The 23,264-nt window shown below is 36.3% G+C and carries 14 protein-coding genes; 8 read left to right on the forward strand and 6 right to left on the reverse strand.

Features of this window, described 5'->3' with window-relative positions:
* The first annotated feature begins 1,110 nt into the window (after positions 1–1,110).
* The 6 genes from XM47_RS17520 (at position 1,111) to XM47_RS17545 (ending at position 8,352) form a co-directional block, all read left to right on the forward strand.
* Positions 1,111–2,556: a replication initiation protein gene (locus XM47_RS17520; protein WP_048695479.1), complete on the forward strand. Its 1,446-nt coding sequence runs from the start codon at positions 1,111–1,113 to the stop codon at positions 2,554–2,556.
* A gap of 315 nt (positions 2,557–2,871) precedes the next feature.
* Positions 2,872–4,005, forward strand: coding sequence for a mandelate racemase/muconate lactonizing enzyme family protein (locus tag XM47_RS17525; RefSeq protein ID WP_048695553.1), 1,134 nt, complete (start codon positions 2,872–2,874; stop codon positions 4,003–4,005).
* 15 nt (positions 4,006–4,020) lie between these two features.
* Positions 4,021–5,043 carry a (R,R)-butanediol dehydrogenase gene (locus XM47_RS17530; protein WP_048695481.1) on the forward strand — a complete coding sequence of 341 codons (1,023 nt, stop codon included), beginning with the start codon at positions 4,021–4,023 and terminating at the stop codon, positions 5,041–5,043.
* Between the two features lie 10 nt (positions 5,044–5,053).
* Positions 5,054–5,818, forward strand: coding sequence for a 2,5-didehydro-3-deoxy-L-galactonate 5-reductase (locus XM47_RS17535; protein WP_048695484.1), 765 nt, complete (start codon positions 5,054–5,056; stop codon positions 5,816–5,818).
* Between the two features lie 4 nt (positions 5,819–5,822).
* Entirely contained in the window at positions 5,823–7,271 is a 1,449-nt protein-coding gene (gene aldA, locus XM47_RS17540; RefSeq protein WP_048695486.1) for an aldehyde dehydrogenase, read from the forward strand.
* Positions 7,272–7,485: 214 nt separating this feature from the next.
* Positions 7,486–8,352, forward strand: coding sequence for a hypothetical protein (locus XM47_RS17545; RefSeq protein ID WP_048695489.1), 867 nt, complete (start codon positions 7,486–7,488; stop codon positions 8,350–8,352).
* Between the two features lie 358 nt (positions 8,353–8,710).
* Here the strand turns inward: XM47_RS17545 and XM47_RS17550 are convergent, their stop codons facing one another.
* From XM47_RS17550 to XM47_RS17560, 3 genes are all read right to left on the reverse strand, one after another.
* Positions 8,711–9,583, reverse strand: a complete 873-nt coding sequence (locus XM47_RS17550) for a hypothetical protein (protein WP_048695490.1) — start codon at positions 9,581–9,583, stop codon at positions 8,711–8,713.
* Between the two features lie 302 nt (positions 9,584–9,885).
* Positions 9,886–11,940, reverse strand: a complete 2,055-nt coding sequence (locus XM47_RS17555; protein WP_077066609.1) for a methyl-accepting chemotaxis protein — start codon at positions 11,938–11,940, stop codon at positions 9,886–9,888.
* Positions 11,941–12,531: 591 nt separating this feature from the next.
* Complete coding sequence (locus tag XM47_RS17560) at positions 12,532–14,931, reverse strand: hypothetical protein (protein ID WP_048695494.1); 2,400 nt, start codon at positions 14,929–14,931, stop codon at positions 12,532–12,534.
* Between the two features lie 378 nt (positions 14,932–15,309).
* On the opposite strand from XM47_RS17560, the gene XM47_RS17565 reads away from it, so the two are divergent.
* The gene (locus XM47_RS17565; protein WP_048695496.1) at positions 15,310–16,389 is read left to right on the forward strand and encodes a glycoside hydrolase family 117 protein; all 1,080 of its coding nucleotides are present in this window, start codon (positions 15,310–15,312) and stop codon (positions 16,387–16,389) included.
* Between the two features lie 151 nt (positions 16,390–16,540).
* Positions 16,541–17,464 (forward strand): sugar kinase, encoded by a 924-nt coding sequence (locus XM47_RS17570; RefSeq protein ID WP_048695499.1) that lies wholly within the window; start codon positions 16,541–16,543, stop codon positions 17,462–17,464.
* A gap of 135 nt (positions 17,465–17,599) precedes the next feature.
* Here XM47_RS17570 and XM47_RS17575 read toward each other — a convergent pair whose 3' ends face one another.
* The 3 genes from XM47_RS17575 to XM47_RS17585 all read right to left on the reverse strand — a co-directional run bounded on the left by XM47_RS17575 (position 17,600) and on the right by XM47_RS17585 (position 23,191).
* Positions 17,600–19,624, reverse strand: a complete 2,025-nt coding sequence (locus XM47_RS17575; protein WP_048695501.1) for a TonB-dependent receptor — start codon at positions 19,622–19,624, stop codon at positions 17,600–17,602.
* Positions 19,625–21,262: 1,638 nt separating this feature from the next.
* Positions 21,263–22,075 carry an alpha/beta hydrolase gene (locus XM47_RS17580; protein WP_048695503.1) on the reverse strand — a complete coding sequence of 271 codons (813 nt, stop codon included), beginning with the start codon at positions 22,073–22,075 and terminating at the stop codon, positions 21,263–21,265.
* A 9-nt stretch (positions 22,076–22,084) separates the two neighbouring features.
* Positions 22,085–23,191: a Zn-dependent alcohol dehydrogenase gene (locus tag XM47_RS17585; RefSeq protein WP_149865552.1), complete on the reverse strand. Its 1,107-nt coding sequence runs from the start codon at positions 23,189–23,191 to the stop codon at positions 22,085–22,087.
* Positions 23,192–23,264 lie beyond the last annotated feature (73 nt).

The raw sequence follows: 23,264 nt of genomic DNA on the forward strand, positions 1-23,264 counted from the left end.
AGCTCTATATAAAAACCAAAAAATACATTTCTAACAAATAGCGCTAAATCAAAAGAAAACACATGCAGAATAAATATTGTAAAGTAAATGCTTACACCTTTATATCTCGAGCTTCACTAAGCAGGTTGTTTTACAGCGTCAAATATATCTTAATCCAAGTGTTCAGGGCGTAAATCCATACACCTAACAAATAGAATAAACACATATGGTGTAAAGATTTACTATGTATGGCAAGTCAAGGTGTAACGATTTACGCGCTAAAAGTTGAATTCCCCCAAATGGTGTATAGATATACTTCAAATAATGCTGGGCTTTAGCCAAGGTGTAGTATTTTACTAGAGCAAACAGCTAAGGAAGCTATAACTAAAACGAAAAATATAGCTAAAGTGTAGAAATATACGCTCTAAGCACTGAAAGGTGTAGTGATTTACTCTTATGTTTGCTTTAAAGGTGTAATAATTTACGACCTTTCTTAATAAAGGTGTATATATATGCGATCTTTGCGTATTTCAGGATAAGAGAGAAAGAGTTAGGGCCTTTACAGTGAAATAACTAGATAAAGCGAGCTTAAACGCCAAAAACTCGCTAAAAATAAAGGCTAAGGTGTAAGGAAAAACTTGTGTAATAGCACATAAGGTGTAGTTATATACTTCTAAGGTGTATGATTATGCGCTTTTTAAAAAGTAAAACATTACACCTAAACCAAGTAAAAAATTACACCTTGGTAAAACAAAACAAGTAAAATTATACACCTAATAAGTAGATGCATACACCTTAAGCAAGTACAACACTACACTTAGCAAGTAAACTTCTACACTTTAAGTATCTAAGTGATTGAAAAATAGTAAGCAAAAACGATCAGATCAGATCTAAATTGTTTTTAAATAAAAAAGATCTAGATCTTAAACAGAGCTAATAAATATTAGTTTTTCATATTAAGAAGTAAAATAATACACCATTAAAGTAAAAGCTTACACCTTTAATATATAAGTTGTTGTTTTTTATAGGGCACACAGGGATCGTAAATGCAATAAAAATGTAAAAATAACCTTGAACATAACACTGTGTCATGATAATTTTGTATGATTAAAGGTGTAAAGAAATACGATTATGAGAGAAGAGTTAGAAATTGTAGGTAACAGTAATGAAGATGATCACGTCATCGTAAAAAGTGACAGGATTGTATCTTTTGCTACGCCCAATGGCTCACTCACATCTGCTGTTTACAAATGTATGAACGCCGTAATCCTTGCACTACAAAATGATGTAAAGCAAAAGTTTGAAAATTTTGAAGATGTCGATAGAGCATATGGGGATAGTGTTGTATATGAATTATCTTTACCATTTGTTAAATTTGTTGATTACATGGGGTGGAAAAGCAACAACCGTACCGGTGCAAGAAAAGCGATAGATTTACTTGCAAATTTAAAAGTCGAGTGGGACATTTTAGAGAGCCAAGATGGCAAGGGTAATAAAGTCTCAGGCGATAGAATCGGCTTTAGACATTATGTTATGGCTGCTGAAATTGATGATGGCAGCCTTAAAATCCAAATTGCGCCTGAGATCAGAAGAGAACTTTTAAATTCATATAGTTCTAGCTTTTTAAATTTAAACTTAAGAATCGCGAACGATATCTGGTCAGATAAATATACACCTAGATTGTACGAACATTGTTTAATGTTTAAACGTGATGGCGTTAAAAAATTCGAATGGAGTGTGGCTAAATTCAAAGAATTGATGAATGTCCAGTACAACATAGTCGATGGCAAAAAAGAGTACGCTTATCCTGATTTTAAAGAGCTAAAAAGGATTGTTATTAATAAGTCTATTAATAACATCAATAATACCAATTTCATCGACTTTACCGTTACAGCTCAGTACGTTGGTAAGCCGGTGCGAAATATAATGTTCTTTATTCAAGATAAGGTTCCTAACTTTAGCGCTTCTCCAAGATATATTGAGCTGAAAGACAAAATAGTAAAAGAGCTAAATGAACTTGGTTTCCTTCAAGTTGCTAAAGACTATTTTGATAAGAAACATTCTACAGAAGACTATTTTGACAAAGAAATATCGGTCAAAGAATTACATTACCTCAATTATAATCTTAATCTTTATACCAACCAAAAACGTGCGGTTGAAAAGCCTTTAAGATATTTTCAAACTATCCTTAATAAAAATACCGCTTCTTTTGAAGATGCATGGCTAAAAATCAAAGAAGACGAAAAAGTGCTTGAAAAGCAAGAGCAGCAGCGTAAGTCGATTGCTCAAGCTAAAAAGAATGAAGCGATGCAAAAAATAGAAAACGATGTTATTAAAGAATACAGGAAAGAGCTAGTAGACTCGTATTTATCGACACTGACAACGATTGAATATAATGAATTAGAAGCCAAGTGTAAGAAGCATAATCCTACACTTAAAAACAACCCATTGATATTTAAAGCAATGTTTCATAGTTACATTGTTGATCATTGTTTAGGTGATTTATTCGATCAAAAAGAGTTAAATAAGCTGATTAAAAAAGCTCAAGCCGAAGCAGAGCTTATTCTTGATTTTTAATCGTAACAAATAGTTATATACCTAAATACTAATAAAAGGAGCGTTTTAAGTGTTTTTAGGTATATAGCGTTATCCCAATTTGTTCATATTTAAACAATTACCTACTTAAATTAAATTTATCAAAAAACTTACAAAAATTTACACTTCTTCAGAATAAAAAAAATTACTTGTAACCAACTGTATTTTAATTAAAAAACTCATTTCCATAATAGTTTTGGGGATTTTTAGCATTTTCTTATTTGATAAATATTGTTAACAATGTACAATTAACCTTAAGTTGTGAATGTTATTGGTGGTGTCGTGGTTGTAGCAAATATGAAATCAGATATATTAAATGTAGATAATACGCCTTCGTTAATTAAGTCGGTTAAAACTGAGTATTATCAAATCCCACTTGCTGAAGTGTTAAGTGATGCTAAACATGGCGATCATACACACTTTGAAGTGATCGTATGTAAAGTCTTATGCCAAGATGGTTTTGAAGGTGTTGGTTATACTTACACTGGAGGAAAAGGGGGCAGGGCAATTTATTCATTAATTGAAGATGAACTAAAGCCTAGCTTAATTGGTAAAGATGCTTCTAGAATTTCTCAGTTATGGGAAGAAATGACATATCACCTGCATTATGTTGGTCGTGGTGGTTTACTGAGCTTTGCTATTTCTGCCGTTGATATTGCATTATGGGATATTCGGTGTAAGCGTCTAGGCGAGCCTTTATGGAAAGTTGCAGGCGGACATGCCGATCGCACAAGATGTTATGCTGGCGGTATTGACCTTAACTTCACACAAGACAAATTACTTTCAAACATACAAGGTTATTTAGATTCAGGTTTTAAAGGAGTCAAAATAAAAGTTGGCAAACCTGATTACCGTGAAGATGTCGCTAGAGTAGCAGCTGTTCGTAATTTAATTGGCGATGATACAATTTTTATGGTTGATGCTAATTACTCATTACCAGTAGAAACGGCAATTCGCTTCGCTAAAGCAATCGAACAATACGATATTAAGTGGTTCGAAGAGCCTACGTTACCTGATGACTATGATGGTTTTGCTCGCATTGCTGAAAGCACATCTATCCCGCTTGCTATGGGTGAAAATCTACATACAGTTTATGAATTTAATTTAGCAGTTCAAAAGTCTAGATTAGGTTTCTTACAACCAGATGCATCTAACATAGGTGGTATTACTGGTTGGATGAAAGTCGCTAATTTAGCGTATATCAATAATTTACCTATTTGTACTCATGGTATGCATGAGCTTCATGTATCTCTAATGTCTTCTCAGCCTCATGCTGGTTACATGGAAGTACATTCATTCCCGATTGATCAATATACCATAGAGAAGTTTACGGTTGATCAAAACGGTAATGCTGTCGCGCCAAATGTGGCGGGTACAGGTGTTGAGTTTGATCCAGCCCTAGTTGGTCAGTATTTAATTAAACAATCTTAAGAAAGGTGTAACAAAATGATTGCAGCAGAATATATCGGTAATAAAAGTTTTAAATTAGTAACCGCAGCAGAGCAAAAACCAGCAGCAGGTGAAGTAAAACTTGCCGTGGGTTATGTTGGTATATGTGGAACAGATATGCATATTTATCATGGTGTTATGGATCAGCGTGTTGCGCCTCCACAAACAATTGGCCATGAAATGTCAGGCACAATCACTGAAATAGGTGAAGGCGTTGAAGGATTTGAACTAGGCGATCAAGTTGTCGTTAGACCATTAGATTGGTGTGGTACATGTCCAACTTGTGAAGCTGGCCATACTCACATTTGTCAAAATTTAAAATTCATGGGTATTGACTCTCCGGGTGCTTTCCAAAAGTACTGGACTGTAAAAGCAAGAACATTACATAAATTGCCAAAAACAGTAGACCTAAAGAAAGGTGCGTTAATCGAACCTTTATCAGTTGCTTGTCATGATATCCGTCGTTCTCGATTAAAAGCTGGCGAAAAAGCGGTCGTTATTGGCGGTGGTCCAATTGGTCAATTAGTTGCTGCAGTAGCTAAAAGTGTTGGTGCTGAGGTATTAATCTCAGAAGTTAATGAAAGCCGACGTGAATTTGCTAACAAAATCGGTGTAGAGTCAGTAAATCCGTTAGAAACAGATTTAGCAGCTTACGTTGATGAATGGACAGGTACAAAGGGTGCAGACGTTGTATTTGAAGTATCTGGTGTACAACCTGCTATTGAAGCAATGACACAAGTTGCTGGCCGTAGAGCTCGAATTGTAATGGTTGCGATTCACTCACAACAACCGCCGATTGATTTATTCCAATTCTTCTGGAAAGAGCTAGAGTTATTAGGTGCTCGTGTATACGAAGCTGAAGATTTTGACTGGGCAATTGAATTAATTGCGTCAGGTAAAGTTGATGTTGAACCTTTCATTAGTTCAGTTAACTCACTACAGTCTATTGGTGACGCATTTGCTTCTATGGATAACAATCCACAGGGTATGAAAGCATTAATCTCATGTAACGAAGAATAAGGGTCGAAAAATGTTAGAAAAATTTAGTTTAGAAGGTAAAGTCGCTCTAGTTACAGGTTGTAAACGAGGCATAGGTAAAGGTATAGCGCTAGGTTTAGCCGCTGCAGGTGCTGATATCATTGGCGTTTCAGCTAATTTAGAGCTAGAAGGTTCTGAAGTTGAGAAAGAAGTAAAAGCATTAGGTAAGAACTTTAAAGCATATCAGTGTGACTTTTCAGATCGTGATGCTCTGTATCGTTTTATTACTGAAGTTAAAGCTGACTTTCCAAAGATCGACATTTTAGTTAACAATGCAGGGACTATTTTAAGAGCGCCTGCCGCTGAGCATGGTGACGATATTTGGGATAAAGTAATTGACGTAAACCTTAACTCTCAATTCATCTTAAGCCGAGAAATTGGTAAAGAAATGGTTGAGCGTGGCGAAGGTAAAATTATCTTCACAGCATCATTACTTACTTTCCAAGGCGGTATTACAGTACCTGGCTACGCGGCAAGTAAAGGTGCTATCGGTCAATTGGTTATGGCATTATCAAATGAGTGGGCTGGCAAAGGTGTTAATGTTAATGCTATCGCTCCAGGTTATATCGATACAGATAACACAGAAGCTTTAAGAAATGATCCAGAGCGTTCAGCTGCTATTTTAGGTCGAATTCCACAAGGCAGATGGGGCAATCCTGAAGACTTTAAAGGTCCAGCAGTATTTTTAGCTTCAGATGCTGCAAGTTATGTTAATGGCGCCATTCTTTTAGTAGATGGCGGCTGGATGGGGAGATAATCTCATGCAATTTAAAAACAATGTAAACTTTATTAATGGCGAATATATTGCTTCAGCTACTGATGGCATAATTCCTGTTCTTAGCCCTTCAACGGGTGAACAGATTGCCGAAATACCTTCAGGTTGTGCAGAAGATGCGCAGCTTGCTTTAGATACTGCTAATGCTGCTCAGAAAAAATGGGCTAAGTTGACTGCAAGAAAGCGTCAAAGTATTTTACGAGGTTTTGCTCAAAAAATTCGTGAAAATAAAGATTTATTAGCACCAATGTTAGTGGCAGAACAAGGTAAATTGCTTTCTGTTGCTGAAATGGAAGTTGAGGTAACGGCCACTTTTATTGAATACGCTTGTGATAATGCGTTAACAATCGAAGGTGATATCGTTCCTTCAGACAATGAAAATGAAAAAATTTATATTCATAAAGTACCACGTGGTGTTGTTGTTGGTATTACCGCTTGGAACTTTCCATTAGCATTGGCAGGGCGAAAAATTGGTCCGGCTTTAATCACTGGTAATACGATTGTTTTAAAGCCAACTCAAGAAACCCCTTTGGCGACGACTGAACTTGGTCGAATTGCAAATGAAGCTGGTCTACCACCTGGCGTATTAAACGTTATCAATGGCTCAGGTTCTGTGGTTGGTCAAGCGTTATGCGAAAGCCCAATTACTAAAATGATTACTATGACTGGTTCTACATTTGCAGGTAAGCAAATATATAAAACGAGTGCAGAGTACATGACACCTGTAATGCTTGAGTTAGGTGGTAAAGCACCTATGGTAGTGATGGATGATGCTAACATAGATGAAGCTGTGGATGCTGCACTATGGGGCCGTTTCACTAACTGTGGTCAAGTTTGTACTTGTGTTGAACGTTTATATGTACACGAAGCTGTGTATGACACTTTCATGGATAAATTTTTGCCATTGGTAAAAGGGTTAAAAGTAGGTGACCCTATGAACCCTGAAACACAAATGGGACCTAAGTGTAATAAGCGTGAAATTGATAATATTGATCATATTGTCCAAGAAAGTTTGAAGCAGGGCGCTACACTGGCAACAGGCGGTAAAGTTGCCAATATTGAAGGTTTTGAAGGCGGTTGCTGGTATGAGCCAACAGTATTAGTTGATGTTGCTCAAGATAATATTGCTGTACATGAAGAAACTTTTGGTCCAATTTTACCAATCGTTAAAATTAGTAGTATGGATCAAGCTATCGAGTATTGTAATGATAGTATTTACGGTTTGAGCGCATATGTGTACACCCAAAGCTTCTATGATATTCAGAAAGCAATTAATGAATTAGATGTCGGTGAAGTATATGTGAACCGCGGTATGGGTGAACAACATCAAGGCTTCCACAATGGCTGGAAACAAAGTGGTTTTGGTGGCGAAGACGGTAAGTTTGGTTTAGAACAATACCTTGAAAAGAAAACAGTTTACTTGATGGAAAAGTAAACAGATATCAATAAGGTGATAGTAAAAACTATCACCTTTCAATTATCTCAAATTTATATTTTTGGTAGATCACAAATCGCGCACGACCTTGTAATTGAATCAAAATGTTCACACACCAGTTTGCTCATTTTATAAATTCGTATGCTGCCATTTGTAAGGAAATAGGAAATAACGGACTCAGAGATACCTACCACAACCAGTCAAAGAGGTTTTAATGCTTAAGTTTCCTTTATTTTTATTTTTACTTACTTTCAGTTTTAATTCTTTTGCTAAGTTATCTGTAACATTCGCTACAGGCGCGCTTGCTAATATCAAAGATGAATACGAATATAATGTCCTAAAGCTCGCACTCGATCACTCAATCGAGCAATATGGTGAGTATGAGTTAAATATTCGTCCTGGTAATGATGTACCAAGTTATACGCGCCTTAGAGTTGAAACTGAAAATAATCGTTATGAAAACATGGTGTATAAAGACTCTGTTTCTAATGAGTTAATGGATAAATTACTTGGAATTCCTTTTCCGGTTGATTTAGGTGCTGCTAGTTATAGAGTCGGTTTTGTTTCACCTGAATCTAGTCAGAAAATAAAGCATATAAAGACTAAAAATCAATTAACCAGCTTAACTATGATCCAAGGCCGAGGCTGGTTAGATGGCGAAATATTAGAGTCACAAGGCTTTAAAGTCGTCGAAGGACGTTATATTGAAGGTTTATTTCATATGGCTGCTAACATGCGCGGTGATTTATTCCCATTAGGCGCGCATGAGCTTAAAACGGCTTGGGAACAGTTTAAACATATTGAATATTTAGATTACGATAAAAGTATTTGTATTTACTACCCATTACCAAAATTCTTTTTTACACATAAAGATAATGTTGAATTTGCCGAAAGGGTGAAAACTGGTTTAGAGAATGCTTATCAGTCTGGTGATTTGTTTAAGTTATGGAAAAAATATTTTTACGACAAGGTTATGTTTTCAAATTTATCTCAGCGAAAAATTTTCAAATTTGAAAACCCTAAAATAAGTGCTGTTGATAAAAGTTACGAACAATACATATTGGATCCAAGCACGCTGTAAGAAAACTTTGGCCTGTAAAAAGGCACCTCTGTTGCCTCATTCTATGAGGCTTTTTTTTGCCCAAAATAACCAAAATATTAAATTAGCTCTGTGAGCTTCTACTTGACGATATTTAGCTAAATCATTAAATTGTATTGGGTGCCCTACAATATCCTCTTAGAATTGATTTAAAAGGCCATTTTTTTGCAAGGAAGGTGATAATAAAGGCGGGGGACGTAATTCTTTACACCATCAAATTTAACTAACCTTAACTCGTGGGTCTTAATCTTTGTTTTATTTCTGCCTTGTCCAAGATCCTAAGTTAACGCTCAACTCTAATTATAAAGAAGGCAAAACAACTCACTAATTGATGGTTTCGTTATGGATTTAAGACTGACCAGTCGTTTGCTAGATCGTTTATAAATCCTGTCTTATGCAAGAGGTTTTTTATTTGACCGGACTGCTTCATTTTAGCTAACCCTAGCTGCAATGCGTTATATATTTTATCCGCATTTGGTGCTTGCTTATTAATTATAAAGTGTCTGCTATCTCTAAAAACTACCTTTACACCTGGTATATTAAATAATGTGATGTCGCCAAATTTGAATTGCATATTATTTGAAAACTCACCAAAACAAAAATCAGCTCTACCAGCTTGGATCATTTTGTGGATAGATATTTGATTTGGAGCATCAACAATAAGTGGTGTTATTGAATTGATAGCTTGCCAATCATATATCCATTTAGATGGCGTGATACCGACGTACCTTTTTTTGTTTTTCACAAAATATTCCGCAGAGGAGCTTCTGAGTACATGTTCTTCAGAAGTAAATAATGCTTTTTGGAATTGACCAGAATTAAAAATCGGACTACTAATATTTACATTTAATACCTTGGCTTGCTCGTACCAAATAGTTTCTGCAATGGTATGTAAATCTTGGTTGACGAGTAATAATAAATTTCGCGTATAGTTACCTGACTCTATCAGGTTCATCTTGTAGTTAAAGTTTGCAGCATTAAGGGCTTGGCAAAAAATCAGTAACTCGATAGCGCCTCTTGGGATACTTTCTTTTGGGAAATCAATTACGGCTTCACAAGCGGTGTTTTCAGTCCATCTTTGAAATATTTCATTTACTTCAATCGCAATACCAACATTGATATTAACCGGCTCTGCTGAAAATGTTTTAAAATGAATAGGCAAAAGCGAGACTACAAATAATATTTTTGTAATGGATAATAATAATTTTCGCATTGGTTTCTCTTTATCTACTTGCGCTTTAAATATAGCGCCTATTCAGAGTATCTACAATTAACGCTTTTTAGTATTCTGTCCTAATCAGAATGAGCTTTATCTACTATATAAAGTGTCACACGATTTAAATGTTTTGCAAAGAATAAAAATTATTCCACACTGTACCGTTCAATTTTACGGCTCAAGTAGGCTGCTAGTATCAGTATTCTAGTAAATCACGATTTAGATTCTTAGGATTTAACCTGTTGCCTATAGTAAATATAGACAATTTTAGGTGGAAAGGGGATTTCCACCTAAAAATTTTATTTAGCTATGCGAAATTCAAGTATATATTGATTAAGCTTAGATCCTGTCTCTTCTAGTTCTTTAGATGCTTGCTTGGTCGTATTGGTTTTGTTAGATACTCTATCTGCATCATCTCTAATCGCGATTATGCGTTCATTGATTTCATTGGAAACACTCGTTTGTTCCTCTGCAGCCGTTGCTATTTGAATTGCCATTTGCATTACCTGGTCGAGTTCTTGTTTCATTATAGAAAACGCTTCTGCACTTTTTACCACTAATTCAACAGCAGCCTGGCCTTCTTTTTGTAATAACGCCATATTCGTAGTTGCGTTATTCGCGCCATTCTGTAATGTTTCAATTTGCTTTTTAATTTGCTCTGTCGACTCTTGTGTGCGGCTTGCTAAGCTTCTAACCTCATCCGCTACAACAGCAAACCCTCGGCCTTGTTCACCGGCTCTAGCAGCTTCTATGGCCGCATTTAAGGCGAGTAGATTGGTTTGTTCAGCAATCCCTTGGATAACGTTTAATACATTTCCAATTAGGCTCGCTTCTTGATTCAGTTGCTCTACCACTTGACTCGTTTTGCCTAATTCAAGCGTTAAGTTTTCCATTGTTAATTTACTAACATCCGCATTTTTAGCACTGCTTATTGAGATTTCATGAGCCTTATGTACGGTTTCAGAGGTTGTACTCGCCATGTTTGCAACTTCACTAATCGTGGTTGCCATTTGATTGATCGCCACAGAGATGCTGTCAGTTGCTTGCAGCTGACTATTTGATAAATGAGATGACTCGTTCATTTCAGATGATACTATATTTGTTTTGTCTAGGATCGTCTGCGCTTCTATAGTTACCCCTTTTAAGGTTTGGTTAAAGTTAGCTATCAAACTATTGAAACTTGTTGCGACTTCCGCTAATTCATCAGTACCACTTTGATTCAGCTTAATGGACATATCTTTACTCTCTGCTAGTTCTGAGCACGAATGTACGACGGCTTTTAGTGGACCCGTAATGCTACGAGCAATAACGTAAGAAACGGCAGAAATTAGCACTATCAAAATGATTAGAAACGCGAGCGTTTGGTATACTAAAAATTGAGAATCAGCTAAAAGTTTGTTTTTATTTTCTACTAACTCATCAGAAACAACTTTTGTTGTTTCTTCATATATGTCAAATACATCACTTGTTATTGCATCCCAATCTATTGATGGGTCGATCTTTAATGGTTGATTAACCGTTTTATAGATATTACTTCGCGCTTGTAAGCCAATTTGCTCTGCAATTTTATAATTTTTATCATTTAACATATTTTGGTATGCGTTTAGTGCAGTTGGTGATGCAAAGCTTCTAAATAGCTCTAAATCGCTTTGGGTTTTGGTTGCACCTCGAAATATCTCACCGAAAATATAAACATCAAGTCTCATGTTTTTTGCCGAAAAAACGAAACTATTGTGAAATGTATTTTCTACATTGGCAGCGATTAGGTAGTAGTAAGCATTCGCTAATTTTCCAAGCGTTTCATTTTGAGTTGAAATAACCACAATTTCACTGAGTGACAACAATAGACTTCTGATCGTACGCGTCATCTCATACATAGTATGTAGATCTCCGCCAAGCTCTTTTTTGAAGTCTTTGCTTAAATGTTGTTTTTTATCTGCGGCTTGACGATAGTATTTAAAGTTATTAATGGATACTTTTATTGCTTTTATCTGGTTATGTAGTAGTGAAAATTGAGATAAGGCTTCGTCTTGGTTGTTCACAAATTTAAGAAACAGTGCTTCTTTTTGTTGAGCTGCCTGTCTCGCATTAAGCATTTTTCGTCGATAAAACTCAGTTTTTTCAGGGCTACTATCTATATATAGTCGGCTGTAAAATGTTTCTTTTAAAGTTTGAGAAATATAAGGTGTTGTGACGTCCGCATAGTTAAGTACTACATCTAATGATTTTATTTTATTTTGTTCATCAAATGCTCGATTGAGCCTTTCTATTGATAAGCCTAATGTTGCAATCAATGGGATGAGGACGAGTACAGTAATACGAGTTTTAATTTTTAAATTATTTAAGAATTTCATAATGTCACTCTGTTTAAGATCGGCAGTATTTTCATACCCTGTTTTTATCATTGTTTGAAATATGAATCACAATGAAGACTACAGCCTAGGCTATGCATATACTCTAATAACTATCTTTAGCAAAATTGTAGTCTCTAATTTTAATATTAGCGAATACCCGAAGTACCTTATCTTTATGTATTTAAATGGTTTAGTTTAAATTTTTTGTAACTGTGTTTTAGATCAAAATACGCGAAATAGATTAGGCCTTCTGGACTTTTTGAGATGTCTAATTAAAAACTTCTACAAGGTTTTTGCCCTATAGCTGACGTTCATTGTTTCTTGAATCAGCGGAGTGCTATTGTAATTTTGTTACTACTGTTGCCAGTATCAGATGCGATATCGAGAACAAAAGAGGGATTAGTATTTAACATAATTAGGTGCTTCATTTTTGGAATTTACAACACTTTATCATTTGTTTTGTTTGTTGTTAACAATTTTTAATGTTTCGCTGGGTAGAATTTTATATGAAGTGGGCAGGGGTCATTGATATAAAAAGTAACCGACGTCCGTATCAGTTACTTTGGGGAGATAGTTAATTATATATCTTGGTTATTTCTCTTGTTTGAGATCACCAAACCTTCTTTCATAAAGCTCTGTATGAAGTTCTCTCGCTGCTTTGACCATAGCGTTATACGGAATATCAGTTACAGAAACAAAGCCTACATTATAGTTCTCACCATCATAAGCTCGGCCTGTAATTGGCGAGTCTAAGTACTGGAACCAATGAGCACCGATAAAGTAATTATTATCGATAATTGAATGCATGTAGTCTTTGTACATTCTTGCTCTATCTTCTTGAGTTGCTGCATGGATTAATCCAGGGTGGAAGAAACCTGAAGCTGTTGTACCCATATGGAATTCACCTATTACAGTTGGCATATCTAACTCTTCTAAGAATTTCCATTTTTTCGGAGTTAAGCCTTCTTTGTATAAATTGAAGCTAACAACATCAACATATTTTTTAGAGGCTTGAACAACTGGCATAGGCATGCCCCAGTCAGCAAACCTAACGCCCATGTATAAGTGGTTAGGTAAATACTTCTCCAATGTGGTATCTACAATGCGGAAGTATTCGCTTGCATATTCATATAAAAGTTGTGAGTAATCAGCAATTTGAGCTTTATTGTTGGTATCTAATTTGCTATTGAATCCACCTTTTTGGAAGATATCCCAGCTAGGAATTGAAAGGTTCCAAGCTTGGTTTAATTTACTGATATCACCATATTTAGCTTTCATTTTCTCAGTGAACATGTTTTTGGTTGGAGACTGTTTGCCATCTCGAGTTAGCGTATGAATTACAATACCAAGCTCAGTCACTTTTGATTCAGGACGACCCCAGCTTTTCTCGTTATCAATGAAGACACCGACACACCAAGGGCTATTGTCTACTTCTTTGGCAATTTGCTTAATTGTTACTTCAGCTCTTTCAGCAAATAATGGGTCAAATACGTCTGGTAAACCACCCCAGAAATCATTACCACTAGAAACCGTTTTAAAGTCACCTATGATCCAACCATTAGCAAAATATGGAATACGATCATTGTCGTAGTACATAGGGTCAATCCAGTTACCAAAAGAGGTGAAACCCCAGCTTAGCATGCGATCAACAGTTACTTTAGACCAATCGTTAAGGTATGAATAAGGTGTTGTTTCACCGTATTTACGCTCTAAATTTGCCATGTAGAAGCTAAATACTTCACCTTTTTGTAATGGCCCTGAGTGAGCAGAGCGACGGTAGCCAAAATTATTTGCTAAAGGATGATCGTAATCTTCAGGTAACCACTCAAACATATCAGCACGAGTTTCTGAAACTAAATGACGTGTACCCGTTGCACTTTTTGGCGGTGGGTTTAAGCCTTGAGAATCTTCAGGTGTTACGTCAGATGAAGTTCGTTTATTGATAGCGGCTTGATCAAAATCGTAACCGGTTAAAGTCGTCGCGTTAGACATACGAACATTGTCTATACCGGTTGTAAAATACAGATAACCTTCTGGATCAACTAGAGACCATTTTTCACCTACTTTCTCTGTTCGGAAATAACCTGTCGCTTCTAACTTAGGACCTGATTTCCAACCACTAAATTTAGAGCGGTCAGCAATTTTTTCACCATTGTTTAGACGCTTTATTTCCTTATCTTTAACGGCTAATAATTCATCCATAGAATGGATTTTTTCTTCATACTCTAAGCGAGTTGGTTGACCAAATTTATCAACAATATGTTTTAAATAATCTGGGTTCATTTTTGGATGAGGCATTAATCGAACATTGTCGATAGTGACCTCTTTATCATGCAAATTGTATTGAACACTTAAAGAGATACGCTTGATGCCAGAAGTATCTAAATTTTTGTTACCCCACATCCAGATGAATTGTACATCGTCTGTATCCCATGTTTCAGGGTTAGAACGTAAACCAGAACTTAAATTTAATTCTACTTTTTCGCTATGTGCGTTGTTAGGGCTACCTAGATCATGGCCGGCCATTTTTGAATAATATGTTTTCGCATCGCCAACCGGTACGTTGACACTACGAGTGTAAACTTGACCATTTTTGTCATATACATTTAAAAACAGTTGAGTTGAATACTGACCTTGGTTTGATATATCAAAAGCAATACTAAAACTCTTGTATTTGCTCCAGTCCCAAACACCATTTTCTGGCACAAAATCAACAGAGGTCCATTCATGTTTAGCTGAATTAAATTTCACATTCAGCGCTTTGCTGCCATTTTGATCGGTTAATTCTGTTTTCGCATTCGCTGTTTTAACTTGAAGTGGGATACTGGTATTTTCAAAATCAAATAAGATTTGCTCTTTTTTGATTTCTTTTTCGACTTTCGCAGTAGTTTCACTTGACTGGCAAGCAACTAAAGCTGTCGATAATATAGAGAAAGCTGAGATTTGTATCACTTGTCGCAATTTAGCTAAATTGCATCTTGGACCTTTCATATGTTTCACCTTAAATATAATATGACGGGTATTACTTGTTAATAGTTAACAAAATGTTTTGCTTTTTGTAAAGTAAATAAGCATTTATTTTTCGGTTTTTAATGTTCACGGTTATTGTGACAAGCAAGCTTTATTTTTAATGATCCTTTAAAAACAATCACTTGAAAATAAATTGATGATTATCATTATTTTAAAACAATTAAAATTGTTAACAATATACATTTATTGGTGTATATTCAATTAATGTTTTTATTGTTTTAGTTTTTTATTTGTCTATTTAGTTATAGGCGGCTAAAACTAAGGTTGCAAATTTCAGCATCTCAGACCAGTCTTAATGATGTGGTTGCTAAGTAATATAGGTTCTATAGAGGTTTTAATATGTCGGATAAAAAATTAAGTCTTGCCAGTAAAAGAGCTTTAGAGCGGGGCTATGATCAGAAAGATTCACAATGGTTAATTGAATTTGATGTAGAACCTTTAAAAGGCGATTTCGAATATCAAGAAGGTGTGATTAGGCGAGATCCAACCGCTGTTATTTCTGTTGATGGTGTATATCACGTTTGGTATACCAAAGGTGAAGGTGAGACGGTTGGTTTTGGTTCAGATAATTTAAATGATAAAGTTTTTCCTTGGGACTTAACCGAGGTATGGCACGCAACTTCTGAAGATGGTGTTACCTGGAAAGAGCAAGGCAGAGCGATTGGTGCCGGTGAGCAAGGTCAATTTGATGACAGAGCTGTATTCACCCCTGAAGTTTTAGAGCATGAAGGTCGTTATTACCTAGTTTATCAAACTGTTAAAACGCCTTATACCAATCGTCAGTATGAAGAAATTGCAATGGCACATGCGGATTCCCCGTTTGGTCCTTGGACTAAGTTAGATGCGCCAATCTTAAGCCCTTCAAAAGATGGTGAATGGTTAGGTGATGAAGATAGCCGTTTTCAAGTTAAGAGTAAGGGTAGTTTCGACAGCCACAAGGTTCACGATCCATGCTTGATGTATTTTAACAATCAATTTTTCCTTTACTACAAAGGCGAAACTATGGGTGAAGGGATGAATTTTGGTGGTCGTGAAATAAAGCATGGTGTTGCCATAGCAGATAATATTTTTGGACCTTATATCAAATCAGAATATAACCCTATTTCTAACTCTGGTCATGAAGTCGCGGTTTGGCATGTGAATGGCGGTATTGCTTCATTAATAACAACTGACGGACCTGAAAAAAATACGATTCAATGGGCTGCTGATGGGATTAACTTTGAAATTATGTCTCATATCAAAAGCGCGCCTGAAGCCTTAGGTATATATCGTTCCCCTGTCCACGAAGAAAATCAATTGCCTAATTTAAATTGGGGTTTGTGTCATAAATATGATGAAAGCTGGAACTGGAATTATATTTGTCGCTATAAAATTAAACGCCAAATTTTAGATTCAGGTACTTTTCAAAATTCCAATTAATTTAACTATATATTGATTATTAGGCAGTTATATTTCTATATTAAGCTTCAAATTTTATAATAATCCAAATTTGAAGCTTTTTTAGCTATACTACCCCCTATTAGTGCAGTTCATTCACTGCGTTTGTTTTAATTTATATTATGGTGTGATTATGGGTTCTTTATTGGCGCTTGGCGAAGGTATGGTTGAGTTAAAGCTTGACGAAACAGGCCAATTAATTCAAAAGTTTGCAGGTGATACTTTAAATGCTGCTATTTATGCGAAAAGATGGGCACCGAGCTTAGACGTATATTTTTATTCTGCCTTGGGCAAGGATATGTTCAGCGAGCAGATGCATCATTATTTAGAGTCAGAGTCTCTTAAAACGGATTGTATCTTAACTAGCCCTGATGCGAATATCGGGATCTACGCAATACAAACAGATGATACAGGTGAGCGTTCTTTTACATATTGGCGTAAAGAGTCTGCTGCAACTCAAATGATTCAGTTGCTACAAGATGATGGTGGTAGTAAGAGACTGGTTCAAGCTGACTGCGTTTTCTTTAGTGGTATTTCTCTAGCTATCTTATCTGAATCGGATAAAGAGCAATTGCTCACCGTTTTAGCTGAACTGAAGGAGCAGGGTTGTAAAATCGCTTTTGATCCTAATTACCGCGCGAGAATGTGGCGCGATGAAGCGCATGCTAAAGAGTGGATGTCTAAAGCTTACTTGTTAGCTGATATTGTTTTGCCTGGTTTAGATGAACATGAAGATTTATTTGGACATACTAGTATTCAGGATGTTGTAGACTTTATGCAGCAGCATGAGGTTGCAGAGTATGTTATCAAAGCTGGAAAAGATGGTGTTTACGCTTATAACCAGGAAACGAATTGTCACATTGAGTTTAATCCTGCGCCAACTCAAGTCGATTCTACTGCTGCTGGTGATTCATTCGCTGGTACTTATTTGGCTTCTAGGGTATCGGGTGAGACTTTACTTGTTTCTATCCAAAACGCGGATAAGGTTGCAAGAGAAGTTGTACAACACAGAGGTGCTATCGTGGACTCTAAAATATTCAATGCTAAGTTTAAATAAACTTACTCTTCAACTTTAGCTCGACCTCATATAGCTAAAGCTTTGTAATTCATACAAGCTTTAGCTTTTTTGTTTATAAACTATCAAGACTTCAAACAAACCTAGGTTAGCTATTTCACCAACCTAAATTGTTTATTAGAATTGGTAATTAACTTTTACTCTTATACTACGAGGCTCTAGTGGATGGTAGTGAATATCTTCAACTGGTGAGCTTTCTGCTTTTAATTGTGATTCATAGTAATATTCAATGTCATGATCTCCACTATCTAATAGATTCATAACTTCTAGTGCCAACCCTGCTTTATGCCACTGATAGCCTAAAGAAAAATTTATATTTTGGGTACTCGAGCCATTAATTTGGTTATAACTGTCGAGTGCTCTTGGTGCAAAGTATCTATATCTGAGAGCAGCCTGCCAGCCATGTTTTGTTACATAGTTGATGCCTGCGCTTGCTACAAAAGGTAATGCACCATCTATATATTTACCTTCTTCTAACACTGTATCTGAGTATCTTGCTTTGGTCCAAGCTAGCTCTAAGTCTATGTTCCAGTGGTGCTCAAACCAATAATAGCCGCTAAACTCAACACCAGACCTAGTTGATGGCCTGCTTGGCTCTGTATTGCCTGCATCACCTACAAATAAAAGTTCTGAGTCTAGATCTAGCATCCATATCGCAGCTGAAATGTTTAAATTTTCATTATTATGCCAACGGAATCCTGTTTCCGCTCCAAAAGATGAAACTAAAATATCTACAGCATCTTGCTTTAGCGTTGCGCCGCGGGCATCGTTTGAATGGTATCCTTCGCCGCTACTTAAATATAATTCTAAATTATCATTCCATTGATAACTTAAATTTGCTTTCAAGCTGACTAAGCCGTCGTTTTCTTTTCCGCTGTCGGCTGCTTGTTGGCTTTCTACTTTTAAAGCAAAGTAGTCATAACGTGCGCCTAGAGTTAAGCGCAGCGCCTCATTTAACTCAACACCTAATTGGCTCCATAATCCAATGGAGTATTCATCGACTTTATCTTGTTTGAGTGTGTTGTAAGCGATTTTATTTTCTGTTTGGTATAGCCCCACTTGGTTAATGCGGTCGAAGCGAGTTTGTAATCCTGAGATAATTTTTATCGGCTTGTTAAACCAGCTCAGGTAGTCAGAGCTTTTTAATTCACCGCCTAATATCTGGCGCTTATCGACTTGTTGAAATTGATCCCCTTGCTCTGGGTTATCTAAGAAATAAGTAAAATTAGAAAATAACTCTAATTCAGAATCAATGAGATAAGCCGATGCATCCCAATCATTTTTTTGCCAGTTGGCTGATAAGCTATAACGTTTGCTTTTGCCGCCTAAATTAGTATCTAAAGAACCGTACTCTGTGATTAAGCCTTGGTTTATAGCTCTAGTCGGTATTTGATCGGCTGATTGCCAAGTGTTTTGATATAGCATGGCCGTTATAGAGAATGACTCATTGGCTTGGTTTGAGCTGAGTCTCATTATTAAATTGGTTTTATTAATGTTTTCATCAACATCATCCCAAGGACCTGAGTAGTATTGTTTTTCTCCACCGAGTAAAAGTTGATACTGGTTTAATTGGGTCGAAGCTGCGGCAAATAATCTTTTATATTGAAACTCGCCAAGCGTTAAGCTTGCTTGTGGTGATTGATTCACATTCATTAGATTAAAGTGAGCTGCGCCTGCAGAAGAAAAATCACCTACATCAGCATAGTAACTGCCTTTTCTGTATTGAATGCTAGCAATTAGTTCAGGGATGATGAAATTAAGATCTGTATAGCCTTGGCCGTGTCCATGTGTTCGCATATTGACCGGCATGCCATCGATTGAGGTACTAAAATCTGTGCCATGATCTAAATTAAAACCGCGTAAAAAATATTGATTAGCTTTACCACTACCACTGTGTTGAGTTACAACCATACCCGGAACAAACTCTAGAATTTCGCCTGTTCTTAACAGCGGTCGAGTCCCAATTTCTTTATGATTAACATAACCCTGAGAAGCTGAAAGAGATTGGCCGATAGAGTTTACTTGGTATCCTCTAATATTAATTGTTTCTGTATCTTGTTTATTGTTTGTTTCATGGGCTATAACGCCAGAACTAAGGAAAAATGTAGAAAACAATATGTTTTCTAGCGAAGAAAAACGCATACTAGCCTCTAATTAGTTTTTTTGATAATTTCTAATTGATTGTTTTATATATCAATAAATATTTTTAATGATTCTTATTATCATTATGTATTATTTTAATGGTACTTTCTATATTTTTACGGGTTGGTGAATTAGGTGTAATGGTTTACGTGTTATTCATCTAATAATGTGTGATTGGGCTCTCTTATTAAATTTAATGCATTTATCTTGCTTATAAAATGGATACAAGCGAGTCGCAAGTTTCTACACCTTAGTATACAAAGCGTGCAGCCCCCTTTTAAATTAAGTAAATATTTACACCTTTGTGTGTATATTGCTCAGCGTGAATAAATAGTGCGAGTCACTTCTTTTTATGTGACTCGATGCAAAGGCAAATTTAACGACCATATTTGTTCTTTTTTGCAGAACTTTGTTGAATATGTGATACCAACCTAGAATGTGTAGCCGATTTATATACTTAGAGTTAGCTAATCTACTTGTATAGTATCAACAAAGTAAATAACTACACTTTTGTATATAAAATGATTAGTTTAATCAGTGTATTAATCAATATAGACGTAAAGTGCTACACCTTCTATGCGTCTTAGGTTATCTAACTTGATTTAAGGACGTAAAACACTACACCTTGTATGCGTTTTAGGTTACCTAACTTGGTTTAAGGACGTAAAATACTACACCTTGCATGCGCGTCTTAGGTTATCTAACTTTGTTTAGGACGTAAAATACTACACCTTGCATGCGCGACTTAGTTTATCTAACTTGGTTTTGCACGTAAAATACTACACCTTGCATGCGTATTAGGTTATCTCACTTGGTTTAAGGACGTAAAATACTACACCTTGTATCCGGTTTAGGTTATCGAGCTTGATTTTTCACGTAAAACACTACACCTTGCATCCGGTTTAGGTTATCTAATTTGATTTAGGACGTAAAATACTACACCTTGCATGCGTCTTAGGTTATCTAACTTGGTTTAGCACGTAAAATACTACACCTTGTATGAGCCTTAGGCTATTTAGCTTGGTTTAGCACGTAAAATACTACACCTTGTATGAGCCTTAGGCTATTTAGCTTGGTTTAGCACGTAAAATACTACACCTTGCATGCGTCTTAGGTTATCTAACTTGGTTTAGCACGTAAAATACTACACCTTGCACGAGTTTTAGGTTATCTCACTTGGTTTAGCACGTAAAATACTACACCTTGCATGCGTTTAGGGCATCTAACTTGGTTTAGCACGTAAAATATTACACCTAGTGTTAAGTGTTGGTCTTCGTTCAAAGCAGGGGGGAACCTGTGATAGACTTTAGCCATAATTATCTATTTTTAGGTTTATTAACTGAAAAATGAACGTAAAAAGATAGATCGAGTGCCTTTCTGACTAGCCTAATCAAGGTGAGCCGAAAATTATTTAACTTTTTGTGACCACTAACTCAAGTAAAAGGTAGCGCCTTATAATCTTAATCTTATCCAAACTCACTGTTTAGTTGTGAATATAGACATTTTGCAAATTTTTTAGATGAAAAGTGAAGTAATAACTAAAGCAATCACTAAGATTAAAACTACATAGAAGACGTAAATGTTTACACCTTCTATGCGGGAGAGGGAAGGGATTAAAAAATAGGCGTTAAACCGTATCTAGGCTTTGTCTTTCCTTGATTCCAATTGAGCAAAAAATTGTATGGTTTTTTGCACGTGATTGTGCCAATAAGACCATTCATGCCCACCTGGAAATGAATAAAATTGATGTGGAATATTCGCGCTGGTTAAGCATTGTGTAAACGCTAGGTTGCCAGAATACAGCTCATCTTCTGTTCCGCAATCAAACCTTATTTCAGGTAAAATATCTTTATTTTTTTGCATCCAATATAAGATATCTGCTTCGTTTTCTTGCTCACATTCGTACTCAGAGAGTGGTGTATCTACAAATTGGTTTAACTCAGTTATTTGAGTAATGGCGGAGTGGGCTGAAATTCCTTTAAATTTATCTGCATGCTTAGCACCTAACCTGAGCGCACCGTAACCACCCATGGATAAACCTGAAATGTATAAAGCACTGTGAGTTGTTACAGACTCAACAGTTTGCTGGACTGCTTGTATAACATCCTCCATTATCCAGCTTTCATAGTTACCATGCTTTAAAGTTGGTAAGTACCCACTGCCGTCAAAAAGTCCACCATCTGATGGCATTGCGAGAATAAACTCTGGTATAGATAATGAAGCTTTCACTTTTTGGTAGGCGCTTTCAATACCGCCTAAGTGACTCCAAACCCAGCTATTTCCATAAACGCCATGTAGTAAAATAATGACGGGTAAATCTTTGCCCAATGCATCGACATTGTAGATGTTAATATCATGCCGGCCTTGCAGATTGGACGAGTGTACCGTCACAATTTGATTATTGCAGGGAGTATATTCTGGGTTTGAAACTTCTAAACGAATGATTGCCATGACGCTTCCTTAATCAATTAAGATTACACCTTTAGCTATTCTGCCATTAAGCATGTCGTCGAAACCTTCTGCTAAGTTTTCTAAGCTGTAGGTTTTGGTGACTAACTCATCCAATTTCAATTGACCGTTTTGGTGAAGTGCTAAGATTCGAGGAAAATCACGGTCTGGATTACATTGACCATATAAAGGGTTAATATATATTTTATCCCATTCGAATAATTCACAGTCAAAATCGATTCTTTGTTCAATACCACTTACTTGTACAGCTGTGCCTGCATTTCTAATTAATGCCAGAGGCGCAGAGCCTAGAGCTGGTATTGCTGTACATTCAAAAGCGTAATCAGCCCCCGCACCATTATTTAAGGATTTTACCTGAGAAGCGACCTGCTTAAAGTCTATATCTTCTTTTGTCGCTATAACGCCGTGTGTTGCTCCAAATTGTTTTGCTTGATCTAACCTATCTTGATTTATGTCGATCGCTATTATTTTTGCGGCACCTGAAATTTTAGCGCCTTGTATTGCATTTAAGCCAACACCGCCACAACCAATAATACAAACAGTTGAACCCGCTTGTACTTTAGCTGCGTTTACGACTGAGCCCCAACCTGTCATTACGCCACAACCGACAATTGAAGCAGACTCAAATGAGATATCTGTATCAATTTTAACCACAGCGGATTCTTTTACGACTGTGTATTCTGACATAGTGCCTAGATGAAAAGACCTTTCAAGCGGTTTGGAATCTAACTGGCAAGCTTCTGGATGAGCGTGCCCGGCTAAACCACAGCCACACACGGGAGAGTTATTATCACAAATATGAGTGTTGCCTTCTAAGCATTGAAAACACTGTCCGCAAGGAATTGCCCAGTTCAATACAACTTTATCACCAACTTGGACTTTACTGATTCCCTCACCAATTGCTGTGACTATGCCCGCACCTTCGTGCCCAACGATAAATTCTTTGTTCCAGTTTTGCACTGAATCCCAGTCTGTGTGACAAATACCAGAAGCTTTAATATTAATTTGAACTTCACCATAACTTGGTTCGCCTACTTCGACACTTGTTAATTTAAAATTGCCTTGACCGTCAGATACGATTGCTCGGGATTTGATCATCTTAATAACCATTTAGTGATAAAAGTAAGATTAAATCATGTCGATACCATTTTTACTGTTAGATAGTGGCTAT

The organism is Catenovulum maritimum (genome assembly GCF_001050375.1).
GTDB classification, from domain to species: Bacteria; Pseudomonadota; Gammaproteobacteria; order Enterobacterales; family Alteromonadaceae; genus Catenovulum; species Catenovulum maritimum.